This window comes from Streptomyces sp. NPDC001880, assembly GCF_053594575.1.
This window is the reverse complement of the sequence record NZ_JBSFET010000011.1, coordinates 83,519-97,481: the sequence shown is the minus strand read 5'-3', so window position 1 is coordinate 97,481 and position 13,963 is coordinate 83,519. Positions and strand designations below refer to the sequence as shown.

The window sequence follows — 13,963 nt, the reverse complement described above, 5'->3', positions numbered from 1 at the left end:
GCTCGACGGCGGGCCCGGTGCGGACCGGCCGCCCGTACCTGTTCGCCACCGGGGGAGACCGTGACCACCGCAGTCGTACGCGCGCTGGGCGCCCTCGCCCACCGAGCCGCCCACGCCCACCCCGAGGACCCCTGCGCCTGCCCGCCCCCGACCGTGCTCGCGGACCGTGCGGACGGCACGGTGGTCCGCAGCGGGGCCGTCGTCGCCAAGGCCCATGCCCCGGGTACGGACACCCCCGGCCTGCTCACCCGCCTCAGTCTCGCGAACGATCCACGCCTCACCGGCATCCTGCTCGCCCCACTGGAACCCCGCCCCGCCGCACCTTTCGACGACCGCCCGGTCACCTTGTGGCCCCACGGCCGCCCCGTCGACCCCGGCGACCCCGACGCCGCCCCGTGGGAAGAGACCGCCGCGCTGCTGGCCGGGCTGCACCGGACCCCGGCCCCGGCCTCCCCCGCGCTCCCGCCCATGCGGGGTCCCGCGAAGGCCGCGCTAGCCGTCGCCCGGATGCGCGCTGCCCGGCCGGCCGACCCGGCCACCGCCCCTGTACTCGAAGCCTGGCACGCCCTGCCGGCCTGGGCCCGCGACGAGGCCGCCGCCCCCGCGCACCGCTCACACTTCCTCTGCCACGGCGATCTGCATCTCGGCCAGATCGTCCGCCACCCTGCCCCGCACGGACCCTGGCTGCTCATCGACGTCGACGACGCCGGTCTCGGCGACCCCGCCTGGGACCTCGCCCGCCCCGCCGCCTGGTACGCGGCCGGGATCCTGCCCCCCGAGATCTGGCTCCGCTTCCTGGACACCTATCGGGCGGCGGGCGGCCCCGCCGTACGCGCCGAGGGCGACCCCTGGCCGGAACTGGATGTGCCGGCCCGCGCCCTGACCGTTCAGGCCGCCGCGCTGGCGTTCGCCAAGTCCGCGACGGAGGACCGGACTCCGGATGAGGTGGAGCGGGCGATGATCGATGCCTGTGCCCGAATCGCATCCCTCCCGCCCGAATTGGGCGCCGAACACTCGTCGTAGGCTGAACCGACCGTCGGCGGGCATGAATTCCGGCGACGGCGACCCGACGGCGAGGAGTGAGCCGAACCATGCAGTGTCCCAAGTGCCACGCACAGATGCACACGTACAACCGCAACGGCATACAGATCGAGCAGTGCAGCGGCTGCCGGGGAATCTTCCTCGACTACGGCGAGCTGGAGTCCCTCACCCGCATCGAGGCGCAGTGGGCGCAGCAGGCTCCGCCCGCCCCGCCGGCCCCGCAGGCCTACCCGACCGCCCCGGCACCCGCCTGGGGCGCCCCGCAGCACCACGGCGGCCACTACCGGCACAAGAGCTTCGGCCGCATGCTCTTCTCGTCCTGAACGGGCCGACACCGGCGAGTGCCTGACCGCGGGCCCGGACACCTTCCGTCCGGGCCCGCGGTGCGTCCGTACCGACGTCCGTGCACCGGAGCACGACAAAGCCCCGGTCGTCGGAACGACCGGGGCTCTGACTGGTGCGCGATACTGGGATTGAACCAGTGACCTCTTCCGTGTCAGGGAAGCGCTCTCCCGCTGAGCTAATCGCGCAGGGTGAACCTGCGTGTACTGCGTGCGCGATACTGGGATTGAACCAGTGACCTCTTCCGTGTCAGGGAAGCGCTCTCCCGCTGAGCTAATCGCGCGGGGGATCCTTGCGGATCAGTGGACGATACTGGGATTGAACCAGTGACCTCTTCCGTGTCAGGGAAGCGCTCTCCCGCTGAGCTAATCGTCCTTGGAGGTGGAGACGGGATTTGAACCCGTGTAGACGGCTTTGCAGGCCGTTGCCTCGCCTCTCGGCCACTCCACCACGAGCGGGGGTTCGGGAAGATCCCCCACCTTGTGCGAGCGGACGACCAGGTTCGAACTGGCGACCTCAACCTTGGCAAGGTTGCGCTCTACCAACTGAGCTACGTCCGCTTGTCCTTCCCGGTCCGCTTGCGCGTCCCGGCGACGTGTTGAACTCTAGCGGATTCCCGGGCCAGTACAAAAACGCGTTTGTGCAGCGTGCTGAGGTGCGCTCGCCCCGGCGCAGGTCATCGCACGCCGCCCTAGACTCAACGACGTGCACGACCTAGCTCCGATGGCCCGCTTCGGCGGCCTCGTCGCGTCCGATCTGCAGGATGTGACCAGTGATCCCGCAGCCCTCGAATCGACCGGCTTCTGGGCCGTCTCCGCCGACTTCGAGGGCCGCCTCGTCTGCGCGCGTTTCGGCTCCGTGCGTACGGGGGCGGTGCCGGCCCCCGTGCCGGGCGCGTGGCACGGCCCCGCGGCAGGTGACTGGACCTCGTCGCTGGACCGCGTCGCGTACGTCGCGGGCGTGCGGCGGATCCGCGAGTACATCGCGGCGGGCGAGGTCTACCAGGCCAACCTCTGCCGGGTGCTGACCGCGCCACTGCCCGACCCGGCTGCCGCGGACGTCGACGCGCTGACCGCACTGCTCGCCCGCGGCAACCCCGCCCCGTACGCAGGCACGATTCGGCTTCCGAGGCACGGCGTGGAGATCGCCACGGCGTCGCCCGAGCTCTTCCTGAAGCGGCGTGGCCGGACCGTCGAGTCGGGACCGATCAAGGGCACCGGCCGCACCGAGGCGGACCTGCTGGAGAAGGACCACGCCGAGAACGTGATGATCGTCGACCTGGTCCGCAACGACCTGGGCCGGGTCTGCGCCACCGGATCGGTCACCGTCCCCGACCTCTGCGTGGTCGAGAAGCACCCCGGCCTGGTCCACCTCGTCTCCACCGTGCGCGGAGAGCTCGCCGAGGACGCGGGCTGGCCCGAACTCCTCGGCGCGGCGTTTCCGCCCGGCTCCGTCACCGGGGCACCCAAGTCCAGCGCCCTGCGGATCATCGAGGAGCTGGAGACCGCACCGCGCGGTCCCTACTGCGGAGGCATCGGCTGGGTCGACGCAGACCGCCGCACCGCGTCGCTCGCCGTCGGCATACGTACCTTCTGGATCGACCGCACCGGCACCGTTCCGGTCCTCCGCTTCGGTACCGGGGCCGGCATCACCTGGGGCTCCGACCCGGAACGCGAGTGGGACGAGACCGAACTCAAGGCGTCCAGACTGCTCGCTGTAGCGTCGGGCGCCCACGAAGCAACCGGAAGGACCGCGTGATGAGGATTTGGGTCAACGGCGGACTGCACGATGCCGAGGACGCCAGGGTGTCCGTGCTGGACCACGGACTCACCGTGGGGGACGGCATCTTCGAGACGGTCAAGACCGTCGACGGCAGGCCCTTCGCCCTCACCCGCCATCTCGACAGGCTGACCCGCTCCGCCCGCGGCCTCGGACTTCCCGATCCCGACCTCGACGAGGTCCGCCATGCTTGCGCCGATGTCGTCGACGCCAACCCGATGCCGCTCGGCAGGCTGCGCATCACCTACACCGGAGGACTTTCCCCGCTCGGCTCCGACCGTGGCAGGACCGGCCCGAGCCTTGTCGTCGCCCTCGGCGAGGCGGCCCGCCGTCCCGACACGACCGCGGTGATCACCGTTCCCTGGACGCGCAACGAACGCAGTGCACTGGCCGGGCTCAAGACCACTTCGTACGCCGAGAACGTCGTCGCCCTCGCCCGGGCCCACGAGCACGGCGCCTCGGAGGCGCTCTTCGCCAACACGGTCGGGCAGCTCTGCGAAGGCACCGGGTCCAATGTCTTCGTCGTTCTCGACGGACAGCTGCACACCCCGCCGGTCGCCTCCGGCTGCCTCGCCGGGATCACCCGCGCGCTGGCCGTGGAGTGGACGGGCGCGCAGGAGACCGAGCTGCCGTTCGACGTCCTGGAGCGGGCCGAGGAAATCTTCCTCACCTCCACCCTGCGCGATGTGCAGGCCGTGCACCGGGTGGACGGGCGGGAGCTGCCCGGCGGGATCGGACCGGTGACCGCCAAGGCCATGCGGATCTTCGACGAGCGGGCCGGAAGCGACCTCGACCCGTAAATCGGGGTGACGGACCGGGGTGGAGCGGATAGAACAACTGCGATGACCACCACCCTCCGGCCGAACGGGCCGATCCAGGAAGGCGCCGACGGCGCGAAGAGCCGCACGTACGACGTGTGCGACAACGGGCGGTCCGTCGGTTCCGTCGAGATAGGCACCGACGCCGCGTTCGGCAGCACCACCGGTGCGCTGCGTTCCCTGAACATCGAGGAACCGAGCCGGCGGCGGGGCCGCGGCACCATCGCCGTGCTCGCCGCCGAGGAGGTGCTGCGCGGATGGGGCTGCGGCCTGGCGCGCCTGTCGGTACCGGGGGGCAACGAGGGGGCCGGGCGCCTGGCGGCCGCACTCGGCTACACCGAACGCAGCCGCAACATGCTCAAGGACCTCGGCCCGACGGCCCCCGCTCTCCCGGACGGCGCCGAGGCGAGGGAGATGAACGCCGAGGAGTTCGCGGCCTGGCGGCGCACCAGCGTCGACACGTACGCCCAGTCCTGGATCGACCAGGGCGTCCCGGCCGAACACGCCATGCACAAGTCCCGGTCCGACCATTCCCGTAACCTGCCGGACGGGCTGGACACCGAGGGCATGTACTTCCACGTCCTCGTCGCCGGGGGCACGGTCGTCGGCCATGTGTGGGTGTCGGTGCGCGAGGGCGACGACGGCGGGACGACCGGGTTCGTCTTCGACGTCGAGGTGGACGAGGAGCACCGGGGCCGCGGACACGGGCGTGCCCTGATGCGGCTGGCGGAGCACATCACCCTGGCCGCAGGCTCCCGGCGCCTCGGACTGCACGTGTTCGCCGCCAATACGCCCGCCCTGCGGCTGTACGAGTCGCTCGGCTACCGGACGACTCAGTACAACCTGGCCAAGGACCTCTGAGGGACGGGCCGCTCAGCCCTGCTCGGCGAGCAGCCGGTCGGCGATCTCCTCGATCCGTTCGCGCAGCCCGTCCTGGCTCCTGCCGCCGTCCAGCCGCTCCTCGCCGATCACATACGTCGGGGTGCCGGTGACCCCGATCGCCTTGCCCTCGGCCTGGTCGGCGTCGACGATCAGCATGTGGCGTCCGTCGATCAGGGCGGTGTCCATCTCCTCGGCGTCCAGGCCGAGTTCCCGCGCCACCTCGACGAGCAGCGGTTCGCCGGCGCGGGCGAGATCGGCGGTACGGGCGAGCACCGCCTCGATGTACGGCCAGTCCTTGCCCTGGGCGGCGGCCTCCTCGGCGGCCTGCGCGGCAGCGTAGGCGTGCTTGTGCTTCTCCAGCGGGAAGTGGCGCAGCCGCACGTCCAGCCGGTCGCCGTACTTGGCCCGCAGGGCGTGCACATCGGTGAGGGCCTGGTGGCAGTCGGGGCACTGGAGCTCGCACCAGACGTCGAGGACGACGGGGGTCGCAGGGGTGGAATCGCTCATGCGGTCAGTCTCCCAGGGCCCGCGCGAGCCTCCCAATCGGCACCCGTCCCGCCGTGGCCCGGTACTGCCCGACGCACCGCCGATCGGCACCTGGGGAGGATCCCGGCCCTGAAATGTCCCTGATGCGGTGCCGGATCGTGGCCACCGGGCCGGTCACCGGTGCAGGATGGAAGGGACGTTTCCCCTGCGCCTGGAGGCACCGATGCTTGCCGAGACCATCTGCTCCGCGGCGTCCGCGGCGGGCCTGGGCATCGCCGCCGTCACCGCTTGGCGAAAGCGCTTCCTGGCCGCGACCCGGATCGCCGCCTACTCCCTGGTCCCGATCGCACTGGTGCTGACCGGGATCGTGGACTGGGTCGCCGGAATCGCCTTCAAACCCAGTGTCTGGCTCGGTTTCGGGCTGCTCGGGGTGGCCTGGCTGCTGTTCGCGACCACTCGCGCCATCGAGCGCCGCAGCGGCGGCACCCGCAAGGAGCGCAGGGCCGCCGCACGGGCGGCGCAGGGCGAGGCGGTCGCCCCCGCGGCCTCGGCGCCCTCGCTGGGGGCAGGGCTCCCGGAGTCCCAGGCGCGTCCGAAGGCGAAGTCCCGGCAGCAGCCCGCCGCCCCGGGCGAGGACTTCAGCGACATCGAGGCCATCCTGAAGAAGCACGGCATCTGATCTCTGTCCCCTGCCCTGTGGCCCGGAGAGCTGTCGCAGGGCGCCGTCCGTACGATGGGGACACGTCGCGGACCGGTGTGGCCGAAGCCATCAGTGGGGCAGGGCGAGTGGGGCGTGTGGCAGGGATCAAGGATGTGGCCCGGCAGGCCGGGGTCTCCGTGGGCACCGTGTCCAACGTGATCAACCGGCCCGAGGCGGTGCTGCCGGAGACCCGCGCCCGGGTGCTCGCCGCCATCGAGGAACTCGGTTACGTGCGCAGCGAGTCGGCGCGCCAGCTGAGGGCGGGCCGCAGCCGGATCATGGCCCTGCTCGTCCTCGACATGGGCAACCCCTTCTTCGTGGACGTGGCCCGTGGTGCCGAGCGCGCCGCCCGCGGGGCCGGCCTCGGCGTCATGGTCTGCAACAGCGACCAGAGCCCGGCGGAGGAGGCCGAGTACCTCGGGCTCTTCGCCGAACAGAGGGTCTGCGGAGTCCTGGTCACCCCGGCCGACGCGACCGGCCGGAACCTGGAGGCGTTCAGCCGTCACCGGATCCCCTTCGTGCTGGTGGACCGGGTGGCGCCCGGCGCGGGGACCTGTGCCGTCTCCGTCGACGACGTCCGCGGCGGCGCTCTCGCCGTGGGGCATCTGGTCTCGGCCGGGCACCGCTCGGTGGCGTACGTCAGCGGCCCGCGCGGCCTCCATCAGATCCGGGACAGGCGCGAAGGCGCGCTGTCGGCACTCGCCGACGCCGGGCTCCCGCCCGAGGTGCTCGTGGAGATTCCCACCGACCGTCTGGACGTGGCGGCGGGCCGCGATGCCGGGGCCCGGCTGCTCGGCCTCGTGCCCCGGCCGACCGCGGTGTTCTGCGCCAATGATCTGCTCGCCCTGGGGGTGCTCCAGGCGCTCTACGCGGCGGGTGTCGGGGTACCGCACGAGATCGCCATCGTCGGCTACGACGACATCGAGTTCGCCGCCGCCGCTGTCGTACCGCTCACCTCGGTTCGCCAGCCCGCGGTCGTGATGGGCAGGATGGCCGCGGAGCTCCTGCTGGAGGAGTCGGACGACGAGGAGGGCACCCATGAGCACCGCAGTGTGGTGCTCCAGCCGGAGCTCGTGGTGCGTGCCTCCAGTTCTCAGCCGCACTGAGACCGCGGAGCCGTACCGAAAATGTGGCGGCCGATCGGACGCCGGAGCGAATTCTGAGCGCCCGGTGTGGGTGAACTCCCGGTACAAGAAGGTGCGTTGATCGCCAACAGGGCCTCGGGTGAGTCATGATCGTCCCGAGATGGTGGACACCTCCCGGGGCGATGCCCCCGCAACTCCTGCCGAAGAGCCGCGCGGCTGCCTCTTCGCGCTTTCCCAGCCCCCTCTGATGATCTTCCTCGCGGTGGTCGGCAGTCTTCTGCTGATGGCCGCGTTGCATGATCTCTTCATGCTGTGAACGGTCAGCCGGCCGCTTCCTTGCGGCGGGCCCGGTACGCGGCCACATGCAGACGGTTGCCGCAGGTGCGGCTGGAGCAGTAGCGGCGGGAGCGGTTCCGGGACAGGTCGACGAAGGCGTGCCGGCAGTCCGGTGCCTCGCACCGCCGCAGCCGTTCCAGCTCGCCCGCCACCACGATGAAGGCCAGGGCCATGCCGCAGTCGGCCGCGAGGTGGTCGGCGATCGACGCGTCGGGTGCGAAGTAGTGCACATGCCAGTCGTAGCCGTCGTGATCGCTGAGCTGCGGTGTCGTGCCGGCGGCGGCGACGAGGGCGTTGACGAGCGCGGCGGCGGTCCGGGCGTCGTCCGTCGCGAAGACCTCGGCGAAGCGCATGCGTACGTCCTGTACGGCCCGCAGATCCTTCTCGTGCAGCTCGCCCACGCCGCTGATGCGATGGCGCCGCGCGAAGTCGTACAGCGCTTCGATGCCGGCGAGACCGTCGCTCCGCTCGCCTTCCGGCTGCCCGCTCGTCGGCGGTTCGCTCTCCGGTGCGGTGTTCAACAGGTCGACCACCGTGTCGAGGGCGATCCGGGTGTCGTGGGGGATCAGCACGCTTTCGCTCCCTGCCTCCGGCGGGCGGGTCTCCGCCGATGCGGGCTGACTCTACTGGCTCGCCCGGAGAGCACAGGAGCCCGAGAGGGCCTGTGAGGGGCGGGGGGAGCGGATACCGGCCACGGGTGGGCACTGTTTGGCCGGTGGGTGCCTGTCCGGGGCGTGAGCGGGGCGTCACGGGCTCCCGGGGGTGCGCGCCGACGCCGTCACCACGGTGGATTCCGTGATGACGGCGTCGTTGTCACCGTATGAGGTTTTCCGCGCGGCGCCGTCTCCCCGAGTCGGACGGCGCCGTGCAGCTCTCGGCCTGGCTCAGCTCTCGGCCAGGATGTGCGAGAGCTCCGTATCGAGGTCGAAGTGGCGATGCTCGGTGCCCGGCGGGACCGCGGCGTCGGTCCGCTTCAGGAACGACTCCAGGGCCCTCGCCGGGGCTTCGAGCAATGCCTCGCCCTCAGGGGAGCTCAGCGCGATGCAGACGACGCCCTGGCCGTGACTACGGGATGGCCAGACGCGGACGTCTCCGGTGCCGGTGGGCCGGTGCAGCCCCTCGGCAAGGAGGTCGCGGGCGAATACCCATTCGACCGTCTCCTCCGCTCCGGTATGGAAGGTGGCGTGCACGGCATACGGATCGGCCGTGTCATACCGCAGGCCCGCGGGAACAGGCAGTGAGGACTCGCTCGACACAACGAGGCGCAGGTGCAGCTCGCAGCTGACCGTGGTGTTCATAAGCGCCAGGGCCTTTCGCTCAGTGTGCGCTCGGGGATTCGCACGTCGGCGAAATCGACATGCCACCTACGGTGGCGTTGTAAACCCCTCTGACCTTTTTGTGTTCCTTCAGGTAGCTCGTACGGCGGTGTGTAACTTTCGGTTATGCGGCCATTCCGGTGATGAAGGCCGTTCCGGTAGGTTGGCTCCCATGAATGCGGAGCGTGACGCGCGGGACGGGGGCGCCGGACCGGCGGCATCGGGGTCCGGTGCGGGGGACAGGGCGGACGGCGTGACGGGTGAGGTCACCGAGGGTGTGACCAAGGAGCGAGAGCTCGGCTCCCGGGCGCCCGGGTTCATCAGGGCGTCCAGGGCGCTGCACCTGAGCTGGCAGGTCGGCGTCTTCGTCGTCGGCTTCGCCGTGGTCGTGGCGGGCGTCATCATGCTGCCGCTGCCCGGCCCCGGCTGGGTGGTGATCTTCGGCGGCATGGCGATCTGGGCGACCGAGTTCGTCTGGGCGCAGCTGGTGCTCCGCTGGACCAGGCGGAAGGTCACCGAGGCCGCCCAGCGGGCACTGGACCCCAAGGTCCGGCGGCGCAACATCATCCTCACCTCGGTCGGGCTGGTGATCATCGCGGTGCTGGTGGGGATCTATGTCTGGAAGTTCGGCATCACCATGCCGTGGAAGATCCACGAGTGACCCGGGGGTGGTCATGGGGTGCCGCTGACATGGGGTAATGTTTGGCCTGCGCCCGGGCGATTAGCTCAGTGGGAGAGCGCTTCGTTCACACCGAAGAGGTCACTGGTTCGAACCCAGTATCGCCCACCCCGGGCGGAGGGCCCGTGAGACCGTAGAGTCTCGCGGGCCCTCCGCGTTTCCCACGTTCCGTCGGCTCTTCAGGTTCCGTCCGGACATCTCGGAGATTCACAAGCGCTTTCGTGAACGATTCAATCCGGGGGCGGCCGGCGGACGGGATCCGCTAATCGAGCAGGCGTATCCGGATATCGCGGCCGGGTGGACTTCGGCGGCCACGGGAATTCCCGCAAAGGGATCGGCTGCCGGTATCCGCGGGCAATGCTCCGGCAGTTCGCGAACTCCTGCCGGGAAATGCCGAGGGAGCGGCCGTCGGCGCGAACTGCTCGATTTCTCGGGCGAGTTCACCCAGGCCGCTCCCGGGCGGTTCGTGCGACGCACCGTCAGTGCATCCGGCCCACCGTCTCCTTCAGCCGCCGTGCGTCGCGCAGTCGTTGCTCGTACGTCGCCCCGACCACCAGCAGCAGCATCCCGGCCAGCGCCGGCGGCAGCCAGCGGGGGAGTGCGCCGACGACCTGGACCACGTACGGGGCCAGTTCGTGCACGGCGTCCATGGCCAGCACCGCGCCGCCGAGCAGCAGCAGTGCCTGGAGCCGCAGCCGGGCTCCCACCAGTGTGATCACCAGGGCCGCCGCGCCGAGCAGCAGCGGGCGCGGCCAGTGCGGATCGGCCCAGGCCGCGAAGAGGCTCGGGACCAGCGTCGCCGCGAGACCCGCCCCGTACGCCGTCCACGACGACGCCTCCGGGTCGCGGCGCCGGCGCAGGACACCGACCGCCAGGGCGGGCACCGTCACCGGCAGGGTGTACGCCTCCGGGGCCGACACCCCCGAGGTCGAGAGCCGCACCCAGCTCGCCAGGACGAAGAGCGCCACAGCCAGGCATCCGGCAACCGGCCGGCGCTCGGCACGTACGGCCGTGCCTGCCGCCAGCACCCCGCTCAGCGCCAGCACCAGCGCCAGGAACGGCAGGTCCGGCACCGCCATGACCACTGCCACCGCAGCCGCCGCGGCTCCTGTCAGCTCGACCGGAAGGGCCACCGGGCGGCCCCGAAGTCGGAATCCGAGCAACACCGTCAGCCCGGGGACGAGCAGCATGAACAGTGCCGCCCGGTCCCCGGCCGGCCCCAGCGAAGCCCCGGCCGCCAGGGCGAGCACCGCCCCGCACACCACGGCTCCGCACGCCGGCACCGCCTGAGCGATCCTCAGCGCCCGTACCGCACGCACCGCCCCGGAGTCCGGCAGCGCCCGTGCGGCCCGCGCCGCGGCGCCGTCGAGGAGCACCGCGACCGCCCCGAGCGCCGCCAGCAGCACCGCGAACACCGCGTACGTCGTGGCCTCGGCCGCGAGCGAGAGGAACCCCGTGCTCACCGCGCCGGCCAGCCCGCACACCAGCGCGGTCGTCCCCACCGCGCCCGACCCGTGCTGCAGCGCCCGTACCGCCACCGCCAACGCCGCGACGGCCAGCACCGACTGCGCCAGGACGGCCGCCGCGTACGACAGCCCCAGCGACGCGGGCGACGCGGTGAGCCCCGCCCAGCAGAGGGCCACCGCGGCGGCGCCCGCCGCACCCCGCCAGGCCGCACCCGGAGAGAACACCGGCTCCGCCGCCCGTACCAGCCGGTCCCACGACCGGTGCGCCAGACCCAGCAGAGCGGCCGCCATGAGCAGCGCCACCGGGGCCCCGGCCGGGTGGGACCACGCGAGCCCCTCCGTACCGAGAGCGTCTCGGACACCGTCCGGAGCACCGGACCACACGCGGGCCAGCTGCGACACCGTACCCATCAGCGACAGGCCGACCGGCGGCGCCGCGGACAGCACCGCGGCCGCGGTCACCGCCAGCGAGGCCCACACCACGCCCTGTCCGACCGGGCGCGGCAGCGGTGCGCGCGGCGCGGCCAACAGCACCGCGCCGCACAGCAGATACACCGGCGCCGACCAGCCCCAGTCCATCCCGGCGTGCAGCACACCACCCACCGCGGCCACCGCGCACAGCCCGGCCAGCACACCGCCCGCCACCGCGAGACCCGTGGGTGCACGCCACGCCCCGGACAGCGCGAGCGCCGCGCCCGCGAGCAGCAGCGCGGCCGGCGCCAACGCCTCCGGCGCCGATCCGGCGGACACCGACTGCGACAGAGCCACCAGCAGTCCCAGCAGGCCCGTCGTCCAGCAGCCGATACATGCCGTCACCCGGACCGCGAGGCCCGGACCCCACAGCGCGATCGCGCAGTCCAGCGCCGCCGTCAGCAGCAGCGCCCAGCCGAACACCGAGGCACCCGCCCCCGCCGACCAGGCCCACAGCAACAGCGGCAGCTGAGCGCTCACCACCGCCAGCGGCAGCGGCAGCCGCAGCCTGCCGAGCAGCAGCCCGTACCCGCCCCACAGCACCGCCAGCACCGCCGAGGCGACCGCGGCGAAACCGGCGCCACCGGCCTCCGGTACCGCCACCCGGTGCAGCGCGTAGGCGTCGAGGATCATCAGTACCGACGCCAGGGCGCCGATCGACTCGGCGGTCGCGCAGAGCCCGCGGCGCAACAGCACGGCGGGAGCGGCGAGCGCCGCGAGCGTCACCACGGCGAGCACCGCCGAGCGGCCGGAGATCCCCATGTGGCCCCAGCTGACCAGGGTGAACGCGATCGCCGCGACCGTCAGCAGCAGACCGCCCAGGGTGAGCAGCACGTTCTGCGCACTGCGCGGACCGGCCTGCCCGGCAGGAGGCCCGAAGGGAGCCGCGAACGGGGCCGACGGCCCGAACGGGGCGGCCGACTGCGGCACCGGGGGTCCGGCGGGTGGCGTCAGCACACTCAGCAGCCAGGCACGGCGGACCAGCAACTGTGAGCGGCGGGCGTCCAGCCGGGCCAGTTCGTGATCGAGGAGCGCCAATTCCTCGGCGGGTGGCGGCACATGTTCCATGGACGCGAGTGTGGTGCGAGCCACAGTCTCGGACATGCGCTCGGATACTCAGTTCCCCGGCTGAGTACGCGCAGACTGGGGCCATGGACTGGAGCCACTACCGATTTGTGAGTATCTGGGACCTTCCTGCACCGCCCGACGCCGTGTACGGGATCCTCGAACGCGCCGAAGACTACCCGCGGTGGTGGCCACAGGTCCGCCAGGTCACCTCGGTCGACGGGACCAGCGGCACCACCCGCATCCGCTCCTTCCTCCCGTACGACCTCGTCATGACCGTCCGGGAACGCCGCCGCGACCCCCGGGCCGGGGTCATCGAGGCGACGCTCAGCGGCGATCTCGACGGTTGGGTCCGCTGGACGGTCACCCCGCACGGCGGCGGCAGCCGGGCCGTCTACGAGCAGGAGGTCGACGTGCGCAGGCGGCTGATGCGGCTCCTGGCGGTGCCCGGACGCCCGGTGTTCCGGGTCAATCACGCCCTGATGATGCGCGCCGGACGGCGAGGTCTCGTGGCCAGGCTGGAAGGAGTTTGAACCGGACCCGCCGGGCCCTGTATGGTTCAACCCGTTCCCGGGCGATTAGCTCAGTGGGAGAGCGCTTCGTTCACACCGAAGAGGTCACTGGTTCGAACCCAGTATCGCCCACCCGGAGGAAGCCGGTCCGTCAGCAGAATCGACGGACCGGCTTCTGTGTGTCCGGAGCGCGTGGTGTCCGGAACGTGTGCGGAAGCGGCGGCGGGCGCCGGGGCCGCGGGCTCCTGGCATCCGGTCACGCCGCGGCGGGCAGACCCGGGCGCAGTGGCCAGGCCGGATCCACCGTCTCCACCGTGCCGTTCTTCGCGAACCACGCCTGGAGTCCACGCGCCTGCGCCGCGTGCCACACGGCCTGCAGGGTGTGCAGCTCCGGCGGGGTCAGCCGTTCCAGGCGCGACGAGAACCGCCGCCCCACCGCCCGTACCAACTCCAGCGAGGCCGCCGCGTCGGCCGCCGCGTCATGGGCGCCGTCGAGCACCACGCCGTACAGCTCGCACAGATCGGTGAGGGTTCGCCGCCCCTTGCGGTAGCGGTCCAGATGCTTGTCGAGCACGCGCGGATCGAGCACGCACAGCGGGGAGTTCTGCAGATACGCCCCGAGGGACGAGGCGCGATGACGCTTCAGCTCGCGGTCCAGCAGCGTCAGGTCGAACGGCGCGTTCATCACCACCAGTGGGCGTCCGGCCGCGCACTGCTCGGCCAGCGCACGGGCTATCTCCTCCACCACAGGCGCGGGCCAGCGGCCGTTGCGCCGGAGGTGATCGTCGGTCAGACCGTGGATCTCGGTCGCCCCGACGGGCACCGGTACCCCCGGATTGACCAGCCAGCGGGTGACGCGCATCCGCCCGCCCGCCGCGTCCTGGACGACCAGGGCGGCCGAGACGATCCGGTCCCCCTCGACGTCGACTCCTGTTGTCTCGGTGTCAAATGCGGCCAGCGGCCCGTCGTACCAGTGCGTCATCCC

The 13,963-nt window shown here is 71.9% G+C and carries 15 protein-coding genes and 7 tRNA genes; 12 read left to right on the top strand and 10 right to left on the bottom strand.

The genetic code is table 11. The features are described from left to right. The first annotated feature begins 60 nt into the window (after positions 1-60). Together ACWCQ6_RS09735 and ACWCQ6_RS09730 are read left to right on the top strand one after the other, a co-directional pair. Positions 61-1,023, top strand: a complete 963-nt coding sequence (locus tag ACWCQ6_RS09735) for an aminoglycoside phosphotransferase family protein (protein WP_451087224.1) — start codon at positions 61-63, stop codon at positions 1,021-1,023. A gap of 68 nt (positions 1,024-1,091) precedes the next feature. Beyond that, a complete protein-coding gene (locus ACWCQ6_RS09730) occupies positions 1,092-1,364 on the top strand; it encodes a TFIIB-type zinc ribbon-containing protein (RefSeq protein WP_451087222.1) in 273 nt (90 codons plus the stop codon). A 132-nt stretch (positions 1,365-1,496) separates the two neighbouring features. Here ACWCQ6_RS09730 and ACWCQ6_RS09725 read toward each other — a convergent pair. From ACWCQ6_RS09725 to ACWCQ6_RS09705, 5 genes are all read right to left on the bottom strand, one after another. Continuing rightward, positions 1,497-1,571, bottom strand: a tRNA-Val gene (locus tag ACWCQ6_RS09725). Positions 1,572-1,594: 23 nt separating this feature from the next. After that, positions 1,595-1,666: transfer RNA gene (locus tag ACWCQ6_RS09720), tRNA-Val, on the bottom strand. 20 nt (positions 1,667-1,686) lie between these two features. Next, positions 1,687-1,758: transfer RNA gene (locus tag ACWCQ6_RS09715), tRNA-Val, on the bottom strand. A gap of 1 nt (position 1,759) precedes the next feature. Next, positions 1,760-1,833 (bottom strand) — tRNA-Cys (locus tag ACWCQ6_RS09710). A gap of 37 nt (positions 1,834-1,870) precedes the next feature. Beyond that, a tRNA-Gly gene (locus ACWCQ6_RS09705) sits at positions 1,871-1,943 on the bottom strand. 163 nt (positions 1,944-2,106) lie between these two features. Here ACWCQ6_RS09705 and ACWCQ6_RS09700 point away from each other — a divergent pair. From ACWCQ6_RS09700 to ACWCQ6_RS09690, 3 genes are read left to right on the top strand one after another with little or no spacing between them, the layout of a single operon-like run. Beyond that, complete coding sequence (locus tag ACWCQ6_RS09700; RefSeq protein ID WP_451087332.1) at positions 2,107-3,141, top strand: chorismate-binding protein; 1,035 nt, start codon at positions 2,107-2,109, stop codon at positions 3,139-3,141. After that, positions 3,141-3,962, top strand: coding sequence for an aminotransferase class IV (locus ACWCQ6_RS09695; RefSeq protein ID WP_451087220.1), 822 nt, complete (start codon positions 3,141-3,143; stop codon positions 3,960-3,962). Before ACWCQ6_RS09700 ends, ACWCQ6_RS09695 begins: the two co-directional genes overlap by 1 nt. A gap of 42 nt (positions 3,963-4,004) precedes the next feature. Continuing rightward, a complete protein-coding gene (locus ACWCQ6_RS09690; protein WP_451087218.1) occupies positions 4,005-4,841 on the top strand; it encodes a GNAT family N-acetyltransferase in 837 nt (278 codons plus the stop codon). 12 nt (positions 4,842-4,853) lie between these two features. On the opposite strand, the gene ACWCQ6_RS09685 is transcribed toward ACWCQ6_RS09690, so the two are convergent. Further along, on the bottom strand, positions 4,854-5,369 hold the full coding sequence (locus tag ACWCQ6_RS09685) for a DsbA family protein (protein ID WP_451087216.1): 516 nt from the start codon (positions 5,367-5,369) through the stop codon (positions 4,854-4,856). 202 nt (positions 5,370-5,571) lie between these two features. On the opposite strand from ACWCQ6_RS09685, the gene ACWCQ6_RS09680 reads away from it, so the two are divergent. The 3 genes from ACWCQ6_RS09680 to ACWCQ6_RS09670 all read left to right on the top strand — a co-directional run bounded on the left by ACWCQ6_RS09680 (position 5,572) and on the right by ACWCQ6_RS09670 (position 7,449). Next, positions 5,572-6,027 carry a hypothetical protein gene (locus ACWCQ6_RS09680; protein WP_451087214.1) on the top strand — a complete coding sequence of 152 codons (456 nt, stop codon included), beginning with the start codon at positions 5,572-5,574 and terminating at the stop codon, positions 6,025-6,027. Between the two features lie 116 nt (positions 6,028-6,143). Further along, on the top strand, positions 6,144-7,154 hold the full coding sequence (locus tag ACWCQ6_RS09675) for a LacI family DNA-binding transcriptional regulator (protein ID WP_451087212.1): 1,011 nt from the start codon (positions 6,144-6,146) through the stop codon (positions 7,152-7,154). A gap of 139 nt (positions 7,155-7,293) precedes the next feature. Next, positions 7,294-7,449, top strand: coding sequence for a hypothetical protein (locus ACWCQ6_RS09670; RefSeq protein ID WP_177328061.1), 156 nt, complete (start codon positions 7,294-7,296; stop codon positions 7,447-7,449). Positions 7,450-7,453: 4 nt separating this feature from the next. On the opposite strand, the gene ACWCQ6_RS09665 is transcribed toward ACWCQ6_RS09670, so the two are convergent. Both ACWCQ6_RS09665 and ACWCQ6_RS09660 read right to left on the bottom strand, forming a co-directional pair. After that, positions 7,454-8,041: a CGNR zinc finger domain-containing protein gene (locus ACWCQ6_RS09665; RefSeq protein WP_451087210.1), complete on the bottom strand. Its 588-nt coding sequence runs from the start codon at positions 8,039-8,041 to the stop codon at positions 7,454-7,456. Positions 8,042-8,353: 312 nt separating this feature from the next. Beyond that, the gene (locus ACWCQ6_RS09660; protein ID WP_003959770.1) at positions 8,354-8,767 is read right to left on the bottom strand and encodes an SsgA family sporulation/cell division regulator; all 414 of its coding nucleotides are present in this window, start codon (positions 8,765-8,767) and stop codon (positions 8,354-8,356) included. 190 nt (positions 8,768-8,957) lie between these two features. Between ACWCQ6_RS09660 and ACWCQ6_RS09655 the strand changes: the two genes are divergently transcribed. Continuing rightward, complete coding sequence (locus ACWCQ6_RS09655) at positions 8,958-9,446, top strand: TIGR02611 family protein (protein ID WP_451087208.1); 489 nt, start codon at positions 8,958-8,960, stop codon at positions 9,444-9,446. 54 nt (positions 9,447-9,500) lie between these two features. Continuing rightward, positions 9,501-9,572 (top strand) — tRNA-Val (locus ACWCQ6_RS09650). Positions 9,573-9,943: 371 nt separating this feature from the next. Here the strand turns inward: ACWCQ6_RS09650 and ACWCQ6_RS09645 are convergent. Then, positions 9,944-12,469, bottom strand: coding sequence for an SCO7613 C-terminal domain-containing membrane protein (locus ACWCQ6_RS09645; RefSeq protein WP_451087206.1), 2,526 nt, complete (start codon positions 12,467-12,469; stop codon positions 9,944-9,946). Positions 12,470-12,552: 83 nt separating this feature from the next. Between ACWCQ6_RS09645 and ACWCQ6_RS09640 the strand changes: the two genes are divergently transcribed. Together ACWCQ6_RS09640 and ACWCQ6_RS09635 are read left to right on the top strand one after the other, a co-directional pair. Next, positions 12,553-12,999 carry an SRPBCC family protein gene (locus ACWCQ6_RS09640; RefSeq protein WP_451087204.1) on the top strand — a complete coding sequence of 149 codons (447 nt, stop codon included), beginning with the start codon at positions 12,553-12,555 and terminating at the stop codon, positions 12,997-12,999. 39 nt (positions 13,000-13,038) lie between these two features. Continuing rightward, positions 13,039-13,110 (top strand) — tRNA-Val (locus tag ACWCQ6_RS09635). A gap of 124 nt (positions 13,111-13,234) precedes the next feature. Here the strand turns inward: ACWCQ6_RS09635 and ACWCQ6_RS09630 are convergent. Beyond that, a complete protein-coding gene (locus tag ACWCQ6_RS09630) occupies positions 13,235-13,960 on the bottom strand; it encodes an exonuclease domain-containing protein (protein WP_451087202.1) in 726 nt (241 codons plus the stop codon). Positions 13,961-13,963 lie beyond the last annotated feature (3 nt).